14 protein-coding genes are annotated in these 16,032 nt (G+C 69.4%); 7 read left to right on the top strand and 7 right to left on the bottom strand.

Going from position 1 to position 16,032, the window contains the following annotated elements; all coding sequences use genetic code 11:
- Positions 1-18: 18 nt before the first annotated feature.
- Positions 19-1,515, top strand: a complete 1,497-nt coding sequence (glpK, locus tag IG75_RS0120205; protein ID WP_030522508.1) for a glycerol kinase GlpK — start codon at positions 19-21, stop codon at positions 1,513-1,515.
- On the opposite strand, the gene IG75_RS0120200 is transcribed toward glpK, so the two are convergent.
- The 4 genes from IG75_RS0120200 to IG75_RS0120185 form a co-directional block, all read right to left on the bottom strand.
- On the bottom strand, positions 1,497-2,702 hold the full coding sequence (locus tag IG75_RS0120200) for an aminotransferase-like domain-containing protein (protein WP_030522509.1): 1,206 nt from the start codon (positions 2,700-2,702) through the stop codon (positions 1,497-1,499). The two genes, glpK and IG75_RS0120200, sit on opposite strands and share 19 nt — an antisense overlap.
- Before the next feature lie 84 nt (positions 2,703-2,786).
- Positions 2,787-3,887 carry a DUF8176 domain-containing protein gene (locus tag IG75_RS0120195; RefSeq protein ID WP_030525864.1) on the bottom strand — a complete coding sequence of 367 codons (1,101 nt, stop codon included), beginning with the start codon at positions 3,885-3,887 and terminating at the stop codon, positions 2,787-2,789.
- Positions 3,888-3,960: 73 nt separating this feature from the next.
- Positions 3,961-4,866 carry a hypothetical protein gene (locus IG75_RS0120190; RefSeq protein ID WP_245713409.1) on the bottom strand — a complete coding sequence of 302 codons (906 nt, stop codon included), beginning with the start codon at positions 4,864-4,866 and terminating at the stop codon, positions 3,961-3,963.
- A 520-nt stretch (positions 4,867-5,386) separates the two neighbouring features.
- Positions 5,387-6,790, bottom strand: coding sequence for an NAD(P)H-quinone dehydrogenase (locus IG75_RS0120185; protein WP_030522512.1), 1,404 nt, complete (start codon positions 6,788-6,790; stop codon positions 5,387-5,389).
- Between the two features lie 265 nt (positions 6,791-7,055).
- On the opposite strand from IG75_RS0120185, the gene IG75_RS0120180 reads away from it, so the two are divergent.
- Positions 7,056-7,535 carry a gamma-glutamylcyclotransferase family protein gene (locus tag IG75_RS0120180; RefSeq protein WP_030522513.1) on the top strand — a complete coding sequence of 160 codons (480 nt, stop codon included), beginning with the start codon at positions 7,056-7,058 and terminating at the stop codon, positions 7,533-7,535.
- A 451-nt stretch (positions 7,536-7,986) separates the two neighbouring features.
- Here the strand turns inward: IG75_RS0120180 and IG75_RS0120175 are convergent, their stop codons facing one another.
- Positions 7,987-9,183, bottom strand: coding sequence for a M20 family metallopeptidase (locus tag IG75_RS0120175; RefSeq protein WP_245713327.1), 1,197 nt, complete (start codon positions 9,181-9,183; stop codon positions 7,987-7,989).
- 246 nt (positions 9,184-9,429) lie between these two features.
- Positions 9,430-10,134 (bottom strand): enoyl-CoA hydratase-related protein, encoded by a 705-nt coding sequence (locus tag IG75_RS0120170; protein ID WP_030522515.1) that lies wholly within the window; start codon positions 10,132-10,134, stop codon positions 9,430-9,432.
- 103 nt (positions 10,135-10,237) lie between these two features.
- On the opposite strand from IG75_RS0120170, the gene IG75_RS40320 reads away from it, so the two are divergent.
- Both IG75_RS40320 and IG75_RS0120160 read left to right on the top strand, forming a co-directional pair.
- Complete coding sequence (locus IG75_RS40320) at positions 10,238-11,017, top strand: purine-nucleoside phosphorylase (RefSeq protein ID WP_030522516.1); 780 nt, start codon at positions 10,238-10,240, stop codon at positions 11,015-11,017.
- The gene (locus tag IG75_RS0120160) at positions 11,018-12,517 is read left to right on the top strand and encodes a phospho-sugar mutase (RefSeq protein ID WP_030522517.1); all 1,500 of its coding nucleotides are present in this window, start codon (positions 11,018-11,020) and stop codon (positions 12,515-12,517) included. It begins immediately after the preceding gene.
- Between the two features lie 7 nt (positions 12,518-12,524).
- On the opposite strand, the gene upp is transcribed toward IG75_RS0120160, so the two are convergent.
- On the bottom strand, positions 12,525-13,148 hold the full coding sequence (gene upp / locus IG75_RS0120155; RefSeq protein WP_030522518.1) for a uracil phosphoribosyltransferase: 624 nt from the start codon (positions 13,146-13,148) through the stop codon (positions 12,525-12,527).
- Positions 13,149-13,300: 152 nt separating this feature from the next.
- Between upp and IG75_RS0120150 the strand changes: the two genes are divergently transcribed.
- The 3 genes from IG75_RS0120150 to IG75_RS0120140 all read left to right on the top strand — a co-directional run bounded on the left by IG75_RS0120150 (position 13,301) and on the right by IG75_RS0120140 (position 15,996).
- Positions 13,301-13,615, top strand: a complete 315-nt coding sequence (locus IG75_RS0120150) for a type VII secretion target (protein WP_030522519.1) — start codon at positions 13,301-13,303, stop codon at positions 13,613-13,615.
- 4 nt (positions 13,616-13,619) lie between these two features.
- A complete protein-coding gene (locus IG75_RS0120145) occupies positions 13,620-14,711 on the top strand; it encodes a C40 family peptidase (protein ID WP_030522520.1) in 1,092 nt (363 codons plus the stop codon).
- 139 nt (positions 14,712-14,850) lie between these two features.
- Positions 14,851-15,996 (top strand): RNA-guided endonuclease InsQ/TnpB family protein, encoded by a 1,146-nt coding sequence (locus IG75_RS0120140; RefSeq protein WP_030522521.1) that lies wholly within the window; start codon positions 14,851-14,853, stop codon positions 15,994-15,996.
- The last annotated feature ends 36 nt before the right edge of the window (positions 15,997-16,032 follow it).

Below are 16,032 nucleotides of genomic sequence, written 5' to 3'. Positions count from 1 at the left end.
TTGCGCTAGCCTCCTGCCATGCGCTATGTGGCCGCCATCGACCAGGGCACGACCTCGAGCAGATGCATACTGTTCGATCGGCAGGGAAAGATCGCGGGGGTCGCCCAGCGCGAGCACGACCAGATCTTCCCGAAGCCGGGCTGGGTCGAGCACGATCCGGAAACGCTGTGGCGCAATACCGAATTCGTGCTCGGCGCGGTACTGGACGAGGCCGGGATCAGCGCGGGCGATATCGCGGCCGTGGGCGTGACCAACCAGCGTGAGACCACCGTCGTCTGGGAACGCGACACCGGTCGGCCCATACACAACGCGATCGTCTGGCAGGACACCCGCACCGACCGGTTGTGCACCGAACTCGCCGGCTCCTCGGGCGCGGCGCGTTACGCCGAGCGCACCGGCCTGCCGCTGTCGACGTATTTCTCCGGGCCCAAGGTGCGCTGGATCCTGGACACCGTGCCGGGCGCGCGCGAGCGGGCGGAGGCGGGCGAACTGTGCTTCGGCACCGTGGACAGCTGGCTGCTGTGGAAGCTGACCGGCCGGCACATCACCGATGTCACCAATGCCTCACGCACCCTGCTCATGGATCTGCGCACGCTGGCCTGGGACGAACAGATCTGCGCGGAGATCGGGGTACCGCCGGCCGTGCTGCCGGAGATCCGGAGTTCCTCGGAGGTCTACGCGGAGATCGGGGCGGGTCCGCTGGCGGGAGTGCCGGTCGCGGGCATCCTCGGCGACCAGCAGGCCGCGATGTTCGGGCAGGCGTGTCTGGCGCCGGGCGAGGCCAAGAACACCTACGGCACCGGCAACTTCATGCTGCTGAACACCGGCACCACTCCCGTATTCAGTGAGCACGGCCTGCTGACCACGGTGTGTTATCGGCTCGGTGACCAGCCGCCGGTGTACGCGCTGGAGGGGTCTATCGCCGTCACCGGCGCGCTGGTGCAGTGGTTCCGCGACAATCTGGGCATCATCTCCTCGGCGCCGGAGATCGAGGATCTCGCGCGCACTGTGGACGACAACGGCGGCGCCTATATCGTCCCGGCGTTCTCCGGGCTGTTCGCCCCGCGCTGGCGGCCCGACGCCCGCGGGGTGATCGCCGGGCTCACCCGATTCGTCACCAAGGCCCATCTCGCCCGCGCGATCCTGGAATCGACCGCCTTCCAGACCCGCGAGGTGATGGACGCGATGCGCGCGGACGCCGAATCCCGCTCGCTGGACCTCGAGGCGACAGCCCTCAAGGTCGACGGCGGTATGGTCGCCAACGATCTGCTCATGCAGTTCCAGGCCGATATTCTCGATCTACCGGTCGTCCGGCCGCTGGTCAACGAGACCACGGCGCTCGGGGCCGCCTACGCGGCCGGGCTTGCGGTCGAATACTGGTCGGGCACCGACGATATCCGGGCCAACTGGGCCGCCGACAAGACCTGGAACCCGAGTATGTCCACCGCCGACCGCGACTCCCGCCTCGCCGACTGGAACAAGGCGGTCGAACGCACCTACAACTGGGCCGAGTGAACCGGTGCCCGGGCGCCGGCGGCCCGGGCCAGCCGTGCCATCGCCTCGGTGAGCATCTCCGGCGCGGCGGTGGTGAAGCACATCCGCATGGCGTTCGAATAGGGGTTGCTCACCGCGAACGCCCCGCCCGGGACGAAGGCGACACCCGTCTCGAGTGCCCGGGGCAGCAGTTCACCGGTGTCGGTGCCGTCGGTGAACTCCGCCCAGACGAACATGCCCCCGGATGCCTCCGTGCAGCGCAACCGGTCGCCGAAATGGTCGCGGGCCGCGTCGACCAGGGCGGTGGCGCGGGTGGCGTACACCCCGCGGACCGTGTCGATATGACCGGTGAGCCAGGCGCTGTCGGCGAGCAGTTCGGCGGCGATCTGCTGGGTGAGCGCCGAACCGCACAGATCGGCTCCCTGCTTCAACAGTTCGACCGCCCGGCATACCCGTTGCGGGGCCACCATCCAGCCCACCCGCAGCGTGGGCGCGATGATCTTCGACGCCGAGGACAACCGGATGACCGTCGATGAATACGAGGCCACCGGCGCGGGCGCGGGCCGGTCGAACCACAGTTCGCCGTATGGATCGTCCTCGATCACCCAGAACCCGTGTTCCTCGGCCAGCGCGGCGAGCGCCTGCCTGCGGCGGGGGCTCATGGTCACGCCACCGGGGTTGTGGAAATTGCTCACGGTGTGCACCAGGGCCGGACGCTCTCCGGCGGCGAGCAACTCCGCGAGCCGGTCCACTCGCAGACCCTCGTTGTCCAGCGGCACCGCCACGATCCGCGCACCGGCCGCCCGGAACACCTGTATCGCGCCGACATAGGCCGGATCCTCGACCACCACCAGCGCGCCCGGGTCGAGCAGCACCTCGGCGAGCAGCGACAGTGCCTGCTGCGAACCGTGGGTCACGAAGATCTCGGCGATATCGACCCGGCGACCGAGCCGGTCCGATTCCCGGCCGGCCAGGACTTCGCGCAGCGGGCCCCACCCGGGGGACTCCGTGTACTGCAGCGCGGCACTGCCCCGCAACGCCGATTCGGCCGCGGCGGCGATGCGTGTGCCGGGCATGAGTTCGGCATCGGGCAGGCCGCCGGCCAAGCTGAGGATATTCGGGTCGGCGGTGAGCTTCAGCAGGTCACGAATGACGGAGCTGGTGAGGCCGGCCAGCTTGCCGGCCAGCGGCGGTTCGAGATGCGACATAGGGGCCTCCGGGAATTACCTGCTGATAAACCCAATCATCCCATGAATTATCACCATATGACATTGTGATTTCACATACTGGGATCAGCGGCGGTCCGCGATCACCCAGAGCACGGTTTTCCCGTCCCGATCCACCGTGGTCACCGTCTGCTTGTACACCGTCGTCTTACCGTTCGGGCGCAGCTCGGTCAGGTCGACATCGAAAGAGTTCGATGCCCGTTCGGTGATCCGCACACAATGCTCGGTACCCGCCGGAATATGCGTATCGATCGCCGACTGGATCGTCTCCGCGGAAGAAATAGCAGGCGAATCCACCGCGACGAACTGACGGGCACCCACGCCGCTGCGCTCCACATAGAACTGATGCTGGAAACCGAGAATGGCGCCCGCGCCGCTGGTCGTATCCCCGACCCCGTCGCCGACGATCACCCCGCCCTCCTGGCTCGCCGGACAGCTCAGCGCGGAACCGGAATCGGCGACCGGCGGCCCTGCCGGCGCGTCGTCACCGCCGCTCACCACGACGATCGCCACCCCCACCGCGACCAATGCCACCAGCACCGCGACCGCGGTCACGATCCGGCCGACCGGGAGACCGCGGCGCGGTTTCGCGGCCAGCGCCCCCGCTACCGACTGCGGCGTGAGCTTCTGGGCGATCGGATCGCTGTCCCAGGACAGGCCACCCGCCCGCGGCCGGACCGAACCTGCGGCCGACTCGGACCCACCGGACTGGTTCGGCTGACCCGACGCCGGCCAACGCAGGTCCGGACCGGTGTGGCGGACCGTGGCCTGATCCGGTTCCGGTGCCCGTTCGCCGGCCGGCGAGGTGCGCGGGGCCGGGTCCGGTGGAATCTGGTGGCGGACCGTGGTGGAGTCTGCGTCGGGCGCGGGCCGAGTCACCGGCCGGGACTCGGCCGGCGCCGGTCGCTGGACCGGGGTGGAGCTGTCCGGCGCCCGGTACTGGGGCGGCGGCGGAGGAACAGCGGGCGGCTCGGCCGCGCCGGCACCGGGTGCCGGGCGCCAGGTCAAGCCGGAATCCTCCGGACGCGTATTCGGCTTCCAGCCCGGCATCGAGAGCTCGCCCGTCGGCGGCCCGAACTCCGATACCGGCGGACCGAAATCGCCGGTAGGGGGTCCGAAATCCGCCCGTTCGGGTTCGCGCTCTCTACCTTCGCCCTCGCCGGTCACAGCCCATCCCTTCCGAGACACGCGGGTGGGGCGGCCGTGCACGACCGCCCCACCCGGCAAGATTTCACTCGCGTCAGTACTGGAGTGAACCACCCCACTGGGTATTGACGCCACCGAGGTTCAGCGCCTGCTCCGGGTAGTTGCCCGGGGGCAGCAGCGGCGGGGGCGGCGGAATCTTGGCCGCGGCGTCCAACGCGGCCGCGCCGCCCGGCTGCTGAGCGATCCAGTGCTCCACGGCTGCCTTCGCCGTGTTCACCGGGGTGGTGTCGATCACGTGGTCGAGCCGGTTGTCCGGCAACCCGTTCCCACCGGTGAACGTCGAGACGTTGATGGTGTTCTCGTCGACGAATTCCACCGAGATACCGGCCTCGCCCGTACCCGTCGGGGTACGGAAGCCGGCGGTGCCGACATAGCCGGACTGATTGGAGAAGTGGTGGGTGTTGGCGAAATGTCCGGGAGCCAGGGAACCGCCGTCGAGGGCGGCACCGATCTCCATATGCGGACCCTGCATCTCGACGACCGGCGCGACCGGCGCCTCGTCCAGACTCGGCGCCTGCCACTGCGGGCTCTGCGGCTCGATCAGGGTATCGGTCTGCGGAGCACTGGGCTGCGCGTTCTCCCCGTCGGCCTCCGGCGCCGGGGCGGGCGCGTCACCCGGCTGCGCCGGCGGCTGCTGACCCTGCGGCGTATTCGGCGAGATGGCCGGCTGCGCCGGGGCGGGCTGCCCCGGGACGGGCAGCGGCGCCACACGCGGCGTGGTGACACCGGGCTGGGTCGGGCCGGTGAGGCCCTGATCGTCCTGACCCTGCTCCGGGGTGGTGACACCGGGCTGGCTCGGGCTCGGAGTCGGGCTGCTCTCCGGCTTTTCCTCGTTGTTCTGCACACCGGGCTGGCTCGGCGTGGTCTCCGGCCCGTTCTGCTGGCCCTCGGTGCCGGGCTGCTGCTGATTATTCGTACCCGGCTGCGAAGGCGCGGGCACCGGCGTCGTCGGGGTAGCCGGCTGGTCGCTCGGAACGGCCCCCGCCGGCGACGCGAAAATGGCCATGGCCGCGGCAGTCGCAAGAGGCAGCGAAGTGCTCGCCACCGCCCGGCCCGCCCGGTTCGGCTTACGATGTTTCACTTTTCGCCCAATCCCTTTCCCGGATGCGGCGCCACCTGCGGTCCGCGTCCAGTTCCGTCTCATCCGAGACACGAACTCCAGCGGTTCACCCGATAGTGGGCCGTTCGCTGTCCGAGTCCGAAAGGACGAACCCCCCGGCACCAAACTCCACGACCGCCCGTCGATCGCATCTCTGCCTCGGAAGTGAACCACACTCGAGCAATTCCGGCAATGTGACGAAAACTCACCACGGGCAGGAACACTCACGGGTGAAACGCGGGTGAAAAAGCAGTGACGCGACCAGGAACTCGGGCCGATTCGGGCAAGCGATTTTCGATTACGGCCGCATTTCCCGGACGGGCCGGTATTCATACCCGTACCCACCGGCGCCGCCGAGAACTCAGCCGAGGTCGTCGTGGCGCATGAGCTGGCGGGCGGCCTCCATGACCGAGCCGGTGAGCGAGGGGTACACCGAAAAGGTCTGTGCCAGATCGTTGACCGTCAGATTGTTCTGGACCGCCAGCGCGATCGGCAGAATCAGCTCCGAGGCGATCGGGGCGACCACCACACCGCCGATGACCACACCCGTCGCCGGTCGGCAGAAAATCTTGACGAAACCACGACGCAGACCCGACATCTTCGCCCGCGGATTGGTGTTCAGCGGCAGCATCACCGTGCGCGCCGGGGTCTCCCCGTTGTCGATGGCCGTCTGGCTCACCCCCACGGTCGCGATCTCCGGGCGGGTGAACACCGCCGAGGCCACCGTTTTGAGCCGGATCGGGCTGACTCCTTCACCCAGCGCGTGGTACATGGCGATCCGGCCCTGCATGGCGGCCACCGAGGCCAGCGGCAACAGACCGGTGCAGTCACCCGCGGCGTAGACACCGGGAACCCCGGTCCGCGAGACCCGGTCCACCCGCAGGTATCCGCCGCGGTCCAGTTCGATACCGGCCTGTTCCAGGCCCAGCCCACCGGTGTTCGGCGTGGATCCGACGGTCATCAACGCGTGCGAACCCGACACCGTACGGCCGTCGGCCAGGGTGACCAGTACCGAATCACCCGTGCGCTCCACCTTGTCGGCCCGCGCGTGCTTCACCAGTTCCACGCCGCGTTCGGCGAAGGCGTCCTCCAGCACCAGCGCGGCATCCGCGTCCTCCCCGGGCAGCACCCGGTCCCGGCTGGACACCAGGATCACCCGCACGCCCATTTCCGTGTACGCGGAGACGAATTCGGCACCGGTCACCCCGGAACCGACCACCACCAGCGTCTCCGGCAGCTCCGGCAGATCGTAGAGCTGCCGCCAGTTCAGGATCCGCTCCCCGTCCGGCTCGGCCCCGGGCAGCACTCGCGGGGAGGCACCGGTGGCGATCAGCACCACCTCCGCCTCGACGGTCTCCTCGGTCGCGTCCGGGAACGACACCACGACCTGATGCGTCGCCCGGCCCGATCCCGGACCCGCCAGCCGGCCCCGACCCGGCAGCACCCGCACCCCCGCCGCCTGCAACTTGGACCGGATATCCGAGGACTGTGCCAGCGCCAGCGCCTTCACCCGCTCGTTGACCTCCGGCAACCGCACCTCGGCCTGGCTCGGGTCGAGCGTGATCCCCAGGTTCCGGGAGCGCCGCAGATCGGTCCGAACACCGGTGGAGGCGATGAAGGTCTTCGACGGCACACAATCCCAGAGCACACATGCCCCGCCGATACCGTCGGAATCGATCAGCACCACCTGCGCCCCGTGCTGGGCCGCGACCAGCGCCGCTTCGTAGCCTGCCGGTCCGCCACCGATGATCGCAATGCGGGTCATACATTCCCCTTGTCCTAATCACCCGCGCGCGGCGCGCGGCAGCTTCGCGGCCTTCACTCGCCGAGACCAGCCTAGTAGGTGCTGCCGAGCGCACCCCATCGGCATTCCGCGCAGGACCGCGGCGCCGCCGGAGGCAGCCCGGCGCGCGTCCCGCTCCCGCTCCCGGCCTGGTCGCACCGGCCCGCCGGCGGCCAGAAGCACATCCCGGAACGCGATTTACGACGCCCCGTACCGGTGAGAGCGAGCACACAACTAAGCTGCCGGTGTGCCGATCTACGCTGCCTACGGGTCCAATATGGATTCGACCCAGATGCTCGAGCGCTGTCCGCACTCCCCCATGTCCGGGACGGGCTGGCTGGAGGGCTGGCGCCTCACCTTCAGCGGGGACGACATCGGCTGGGAAGGTCCGCTCGCCACCGTCGTGGAAGAACCCGGCTCCCGGGTCTTCGTCGTGCTCTACGACGTCTCGCCCGAGGACGAGCAGCGGCTCGACCGTTGGGAGGGATCCGATTTCGGAATCCACCGCAAGATCCGGCTCCGCGTGACCCCCAGTCCCGGAAGCGGCAGCGACCCGATCCTCGCCTGGCTGTACGTCCTCGACGCCTACGAAGGCGGACTCCCGTCGGCGCGTTATATCGGCGTGATGGCCGACGCCGCCGAGAAGGCGGGCGCCCCGGAGGAGTACGTACACGCCCTGCGCACCCGCAACAGCCGGAACGTAGGCCCCGGAAACAACTTCAGTTAATTTTGGCGCGCCTCCGGCGCGCGGGGTCGAGGCCCCCTCGGTCCCGTCGTTCAGCGCCCGAGACTCGCGCCTGCGGCGCATGCACTTCGGACGCTGAACGACGGGACGGGCCTCGACCCTTTATGGACCTCGCCGAGCTCAGCACCGAGCGGGTACTCCTGTTCGCGAAGGCGTCCGGACGCCAGGCCGGCCGGGCGGTCGAGTCGGCATCCGTTCCGGCCTTCGAGTGCCGACGCAACCCGCATGCGTCGAGTCTTACGAGACACCTCAAAGGGTTGAGGCCCGTCTCGCCGTTTCGGCCTCGAAGCGCATGCGCCGCAGGCGCGAGTCTCGAGGCCGAAACGGCGAGACCAAAGGGGGCCTCAACCCCACGGCGCCGGAGGCGCCGCCAAAAAACACAGCACCTTCACGAGCGAGCTCACGTACCCACCTTCGCGGTCCGTGCCCCGGGTCAGGCCAGCTCCTGCCCCGCTTGTAGAACGATGTTGGTGAACGTCCGCACCCCCACCGGCAACGCCCGTTCGTCGAGATCGAACGTCGGCTGGTGCAGGTCGAGCTGGGGGCCTTCGCCGGGCCAGACGCCGAGGCGGGCCATGGCGCCGGGAACTTCTTCCAGGTACCAGGAGAAATCTTCGCCGCCGCCGGATTGCGGGGTGTCGGCGAGAGCGTCGGGGCCGATGGCGCGGACCGCGTCGCTGAGCATGCGGACCGAGTGTTCGTCGTTGACCACCGGTGGCACGCCGCGCCGGTAGTCGAGTTGGTAGCGCACACCGGTCGGTGCGAGCAGGCCGTCGACGATCTCGCGCACCATCGGTTCGAGCAGGGACCAGGTGGCGTGGTCGCCGGTGCGGACGGTGCCGGTGAGCATGCCGGTCTGCGGGATCGCGTTCGGGGCCTTGCCGGCGCTGACCGCGCCCCACACCATGACCGTGCTGGTACGCGGGTCGATCCGGCGGGTGAGCAGGCCGGGCAGACCGGTGATGACGGTGCCGATCGCGTAGACGAGGTCACTGGTGAGGTGTGGTCGGGAGGTGTGCCCGCCGGGCGAATCCAGCACCAGTTCGACGGTATCGGCGGCGGAGGTGATGGCGCCGACCCGGATGCCGACCTTGCCGGCTTCCAGCCGCGGATCGCAGTGCAGGGCGAAGACCCGGTCCACTCCGGTCATCGCGCCGGCCGCGACCATATCGATGGCACCGCCGGGCATGACCTCCTCGGCGTGCTGGAAGATCAGCCGTACGCCGACCGGGAGATCGAGGTCGGCGAGGGCCAGCGCGGTACCGAGCAGGATGCTGGTGTGCGCGTCGTGGCCGCAGGCATGCGAGACGCCGGGCACCGTCGAGGCGAAGGGTCGGCCGGTGAACTCCTGGAGCGCCAGTGCGTCCATATCGGCGCGCAACGCGATCCGCGGCGCGTCCTCGGGACCGATATCGCAGATCAGACCGGTTCCGGTCGGCAGCACCCGGAACGAGAGTCCGGCCTTCGTCAGCCAGGTGCCGACGAATTCGGTGGTCGCGAACTCGGTACGGGATAATTCCGGGTTGGCGTGGATGTGCCGGCGCCATTGAACGAGATCGACCGTGTGCTCGGCCAGCCACGCCGTCACCGCGTCCTGTCCGTCTCGCACCGTACGGCCGGTTGTGCTCACCGAATGTCCTCCTGTCGTAGAACGAGCAGCTGTGAACCACTTCTCCACGTGCGCGGATCGCCCGTACACGTATCGTCCGCGGCCGTGGCCGCGGTACATACCGGCGGTTCCGCTATCCCCCGGGGAACGGCCGTATCCACCAGTTTCGCACCGCTGCCCTATCCGTGCGCGGCGGCATCCGTGCCGCATCCGCGTCTCCGGTGGGGCGTGCGCGTTCCGGTCGACGCCCGACCGGCTCGCTCGCGGCTAGTTCGAGGCGAATGCCAGGTTATCCGGAGTGGTCGGCACCGTGAGGCCGGCCAGCGCCGTGGCGTGCAGGGCGCGTTTGATGGCGGGCAGGCTAGGAGTCCGATTGGCGGCCAGTCCGGCAGCCCGCTCCACCGCGGCGGCGCGCAGTGCCTCGGCGTCGGCGACGTCGTCCACGATACCCGCCGCCCGGGCTTCCGCGGCGCCGAACCGGTGGCCGGTGGTCATCGCGGCGACCGCCACCTGGTTGGTCAACCGGCTGGTGAGCAGGGCGTTCATCCCGACGGTGAACGGCATCCCCAGATGCACCTCGGGTAGGCACCAGAATCCGCGGTCGGCGCGCATCACCCGGAAATCGTGGCAGGTGGCGAGCATGGCGCCGGCGCCGAAGGCGTGACCGTTGACGGCCGCGACGGTGGGCAGCGGAAACGCGAGCAACCGGCTGAACACGCTGTGCACGCGGTCGAGGTAGCCGTGCATCCGGTCGAGATTCGCGAATAGCCAGTCGGTGTCGAGTCCGTTGCTGAAGAACTTCCCGGTGGCGGTCGTCACCAGCGCGGCGGGCCCCTCGACGGCCACCACGGTGTCCAGTAGCGCGTGCGTCTCGTCTATCCACTCGTGGCTGAAGCGGTTCTCGCTGTCGGTCTGGCCCTCGTTGCCCAGCGACAGCACGAAAACGTTTCCATCACGTTCCAGGTACGGCATCTGTGCAGCGTATCGGCTACGAATCAGGGATGGCCGCCGGAGGCCCCACCGGCGCACGCGGTTCGGGCGGGCCGGCGGCGCGGGAGGCCATACACTGGCCGCCATGCTTGCCGAAGAGGCTGCCGAGGAGATCGCGGCCCGTTCGTCCGTGGATCGACACCGGGTCGCGGTGGTGCTGGGTTCGGGCTGGCAGGACGCCGCCGCCGAACTCGGGACCCCCAATGCCGAGATACCGATGCCGGAGCTGCCCGGATTCGCCGCGCCCACCGCGCAGGGGCATGTGGGCCGGGTGGTGTCGGTGTCGATCGGCGATATCCACGCCCTCGTGCTCATGGGACGCCAGCACCTGTACGAGGGGCATTCCGCCGAGGAGGTCGTACATCCGGTGCGGACCGCGGTGGCGGCGGGCGCGGAGACGGTGATCCTCACCAACGCCGCCGGCGGGATCCGCCCGGGTATGCGGGTCGGGGAGGCCGTGCTGGTGCGCGATCACCTCAATCTCACCGGTACGACGCCGCTGACCGGGCCCACCTTCGTCGATCTGGTCGACACCTGGGACCCGCGGTTGCGCGATCTCGCGCGGCGCGTCGACCCGGACCTGACCGAGGGCGTGTACGCCGGGCTCACCGGACCGCAGTACGAGACACCCGCGGAGATCCGCATGCTGGCCACGATCGGGGCCGATCTGGTGGGGATGTCGACGGTGCTGGAAGCCATCGCGGCGCGCGCTCTCGGCGTCCGGCTGCTCGGCATCTCCCTGGTCACGAACCTGGCGGCCGGGGTCACTGGCGCGCCGCTGGCCCATGCCGAGGTGCTCGCGGAGGGGCGCGCGGCGGCGCCGCGCCTGGGCAAATTACTGCGCGGTGTGCTGGAGCAGCTGTAGATGCTGACCTTCGGCACGGCGGGTCTGCGCGGGCCGCTGGCCCCCGGCCCGGATGGAATGAACGAGACCACGGTGGCGCGCGCGACCGCCGGGCTCGCCGCCTGGCTGCGGGACCGCTGCCTCGGTGGCGGCACGGTGGTGGTCGGCCGGGACGCCCGGCACGGATCCGCGGAATTCGCGGCGGTCACCGCCGAGGTGCTGGCCGCGGCCGGTTTCGCGGTGACCCGGCTGCCCGAACCGCTGCCGACCCCCGTCACCGCCTTCGCCGTGCGCGAATCGGGTGCGGTGGCGGGTGTGCAGATCACCGCATCGCACAATCCGCCCGGGGACAACGGCTACAAGGTCTTCGTCGACGGCGGCACCCAGCTGGCGCCGCCCGCAGATACCGAGATCGAGCAGCGGATCACGACGGTCACCGAACCGATCGGACGCGAGCCCGTCGCCGCGTCGGGGGGTGCGGTCCTGTCGCACTATCTGGCGCGGGTCGCGCAGCTACCCCGGCTGATCGGCGGGGACGGGGAACGCGCGGGAATCCGGATCGCGTTCACGCCGTTACACGGTGTCGGCGGCGCCACCGCCGTGCACGCGCTCACCACCGCCGGTTTCACCGATATCCACGCGGTCACCGAACAGTTCGCACCCGACCCCGATTTCCCCACAGTGGCCTTCCCGAACCCGGAGGAGCCGGGAGCGGCGGATCTGCTGCTACGGCTGGCCGAGCGGGTGGACGCCGATCTGGCCGTGGCGCTGGATCCCGACGCCGACCGCTGCGCGCTGGGTGTCCCCACACCGGACGGGTGGCGCATGTTGCGCGGGGACGAAACCGGGGTGCTGCTGGCCGATGATGTGCTGCGCACGGCGACCACGGACCCGCTGGTGGCCACCACGATCGTCTCGTCCCGTCTGCTCTCCCGGCTGGCGCCGGCGCGCGGCGCCCGCTATGCCGAAACCCTCACCGGGTTCAAATGGCTGGCGCGCGCGGGCGACGGCCTGGTCTACGCGTACGAGGAGGCGATCGGGCACTGTGTGGATCCGGCGACCGTCCGCGACAAGGACGGTGTCTCCGCGGCGGTCATGGCCGCCGATCTGGTGTCGCGGCTGCGTGCCCGCGGCCGCACACTGCACGACGAACTGGACGATCTGGCCGTCGAGTTCGGTGTGCACGCCGGCGATCAGGTCTCGCTGCGCCTCCCCGATCAGCGGGCGGCCGCCGCGGTGGTGGAGGCGCTGCGGGCCGCACCACCGGGAACACTGGCCGGGACCGCGGTCGACTACACCGATATGGCCGCGCTGCGGGGCCGGATGCGTACCGACGCGCTGGTCTTCACCGGTGACGGCGTGCGGTTGGTCGTCCGCCCCTCGGGCACCGAACCGAAGCTCAAGTGCTACCTGGAGGTGGTGCATCCGGTTTCCGGCCCGGCCGGGTTGCGGGCCGCCAGAACTACCGCGCAGGAGCGGCTTTCGGAGTTGCGCGGGTACTGCCGCACACTGGCCGGCTGAGGCGGGTTCAGCGCGGTCCGAACTGCCGGTCCCCCGCGTCGCCGAGTCCGGGCACGATATAGGCGTCGTCGTTGAGCCGGTCGTCGATCACCGCCGTCACCAGCCGGACCGGATATCCCGAACCCGCGAGCGCCGCGATACCTTCCGGCGCCGCCACCACGCAGACGGCGGTGATGTCGAGCGCGCCCCGGTCGGCCAGCAACCCCAGCGTGTGCAGCATGGATCCGCCGGTGGCCAGCATCGGGTCCAGCACCATCACCGGTGTGGCCGACAGGTCGTCGGGCAGCGATTCCAGATACGGCACCGGCCGGTGGGTCTCCTCGTTCCGGGCGACACCGACGAAACCCACCTGCGAGTCCGGAATGAGGTCGGTGGCGGCGTCGACCATGCCGAGTCCGGCCCGCAGGACCGGTACCAGCAGCGGCGGCCGGGCCAGTCGCACGCCGCGGGTGGCCGCGACCGGCGTGGTGATGTCGAAATGTGCGACGGGCGCGTCCCGTAGCGCCTCGTAGACCAGGAGTCTGGACAGGTCCCGCAGGGCGGCCCGGAAGGCGGGGTCGGGGGTGCGTTCGTCGCGGAGTGCGGTGAGCAGTATCGCCACGAGCGGATGATCCAGCGTGTGCGTGCGCATGAGGGAACGATAAAGTCGACGGGGTAGCGGCGGCCGTCGCGCCGTGACTTTCCGCGGAAATCGAATTCCGCGGAACCGCGCGGGAAGCCGACGCGTCGAAACCGGTAGATGACATACTCTGCCCGTTAACGAAGTCGATGGGGGAACCTCTGATGGTGAACATCTCAGCCGATGCCCAGGGCATCGCGGCCTACGGCACCACCGCCGGGGTGATGGCCTCCGAACTCGCGGTGGCGGGGACCGGGGCCGCGGGTGCGGCGCCCACGGTTCTGGGGCCGATCTTCGGTCTGATCGGCGGCGATTTCCTCGCGGCGTACGCGGCCGCGCATGCCGGCCATGTGGCGACGATCGGCCAGCTTTCCGCGGTGCTGGGCACGATGAGCGGGGCGGCCGGCGTGGCCGCGGTGAGTTACGCCGAGGCCGACATCAGCAATGCGGCCGCCCTGCGCGGTGCTGCCGGGGAGTGACCCGGTGATCGATATCAATACGCTTGCCAGGCCGATTCTCGAACTGCTCGCCAGTTTCGGCACCGGCGTCCTGGCCACCGGCGGCCCCGGCGACGCACTGCGTACCGCGTCCACGGCCATCGACCAGGTCCATGCGCTGGGCCGCGGCGGTATCAATCAGATGAACACCGCATGGGACGGGACCGGCGCGGACGCCGCGACCTCGAAGGCGCTGCGCGTGCAGACCTCGGCCGCGAGCATCTCCGACCGCGGCAACGAGATGGCGACCGTGATGGGCCAGGCCGCGGCCCATGTGGAGACCGGCAACAAGGACCTCACCACCATCGCGCAGTCGTTCGTGAACACCGCCGCCGCGGCCGCGCCCGCCCTGGGCACGCCGGCGGGTATGTCGCTGCTGGTGGGATCCGCGATCGATCATCTGGGCCAGGCGCTGGGCGTGGTGGGCCGGGTGCAGAACGAACTGCAGACCCAGACCTCCTCGATGAACGAGCTCACCCCGCCGCCGCCCACCCCGTCGGCGGCGAGTACCGCGCCGGTGAGCACCCAGGCCGTTTCGACGGTGGCGTCGGGGCTGAGCACCGCGGCCGGGATGGCCGGATCGATGATGAGCACCGCTATGTCGTCGAGCCCGAGCGGCACCACCACCAGCTCCGGGACCCCGCAGAAAACCGCCACCTCGACCGGTACCACCACGGGCGAGGGCGTGAAGGTCACCCTGCCGGACGGCAGTGTGGTGGAGGCGCCCAACGAGAAGGCCGCCACCGCAGTGAAATCGGCCCTGGGCACGCTCGGCACCCCCTATGTCTGGGGCGGCAACACCCCTGGGGCCGGGCTGGACTGCAGCGGGATGACCAAATACGCCTACGGCGAGGCCGGCGTGGAGCTACCTCGGCTGGCCCACGAACAGGCCAACGGCGCCACCCCGGTGTCGCCGGGCGATCTCATGCCCGGCGATCTCGCGGTATGGGACGGCCATGTGGCGATGGTGATCGGCAACGGCCAGCTGATCGAAGCCGGCGATCCGGTGCAGATCAGCTCGGTCCGGACGGAGAACAGCGGGATGGAATTCCTCGGGTTCTACCGGCCCACGGAATGAACCACCCGCAGCAATGGCACCCCGTATCGGGGCAAGCATCCGACCATGGCCCGGAAACGTAGCGCGCAAGCCCGGTCCTTCAGGACCGGGTCAGCGCATCAACGGCATCCTGACAGAATCGATTGGTATTCTGTCAGGTATGGCATCGAAGGTGGTGAAGCGGGCGTACAAGTTCCGTTTCTATCCGTCGGACGAGCAATGCGAGCAGCTCGCCCGCACCTTCGGCTGTGTCCGCTACGTCTACAACCGCGCCTTGGACGAGCGGTCCCGCGCCTGGACGCAGGAGCAGCGGCGGGTCACCCATGCCGAGACGGACAAGTTGCTCACGAGCTGGAAACGCGACCCCGGCACGGCATGGCTCGCCGAACCGTCGAAGGGGCCGTTGCAGGCCGCGCTGCGGAATTTGCAAGCCGCGTTCGACAAGTTCTGGCGCAAGCAAACCGGCTACCCCAAGTTCAAGAAGAAGGGGAAGAGCCTCGACTCGGCCACCTACTACCGGGGGTGCTTCGGCTACCGGAACGGACGAATCACGCTCGCCAAACAGTCCGAGCCACTGGACATCCGCTGGTCCCGTCCGCTACCGGAGGGTGCAGACCCGTCGCAGGTTACCGTCTCCCGCGACTCGGCGGGCCGGTACCACATCTCGATCCTGGTCGAGGACACGATCGTCGAGCACGTCCCGACGACGGCGACGGTCGGCTTGGACGCGGGGATCGCCAGCCTCTACACGCTCTCCACTGGAGAGAAAATCGTCAACCCGCGGCACGAGCGCAGGGACCGCGAGAAACTCGCCAAGGCGCAGCGCAGGCTCGCGCACACGCAGAAAGGATCGAACAACCGGGCCAAGGCACGAACGAAGGTCGCCAAGGTTTACGCCCGTATCGCCGACCGGCGGCGGGACCATCTGCACAAAGTTTCGACTCGGCTGGTGCGCGAGAACCAAGCGATCGCCATCGAGGATCTGAGCGTGCGGAACATGGTCCGCAATCACAGCTTGGCGCGGGCGGTGTCGGATGCGAGCTGGTCGGAGTTCCGGTCGATGCTCGAGTACAAGGCGCAGTGGTACGGGCGGGAGGTCGTCGCGGTCGACCGGTTCTATCCGTCGTCGAGAACGTGCTCAGCGTGCGGGCACATCGTCGATGCGCTGCCGTTGAATATTCGGCAGTGGAGCTGCCCGCGATGCGAGGCGGTGCACGACCGGGACCACAACGCCGCGAAAAATATTCTGGCCGCCGGGCTGGCGGTGTCAGCCTGCGGAGATGGTGTAAGACCTTCCCGCGCGTAAGCGCGAGGAGGCGATCTCGGTGAAACAGGAAGGCCC

Source organism: Nocardia rhamnosiphila NBRC 108938 (assembly GCF_000720425.1).
GTDB lineage: Bacteria > Actinomycetota > Actinomycetes > Mycobacteriales > Mycobacteriaceae > Nocardia > Nocardia rhamnosiphila.
This window is presented reverse-complemented; position numbering and strand designations above follow the sequence as displayed.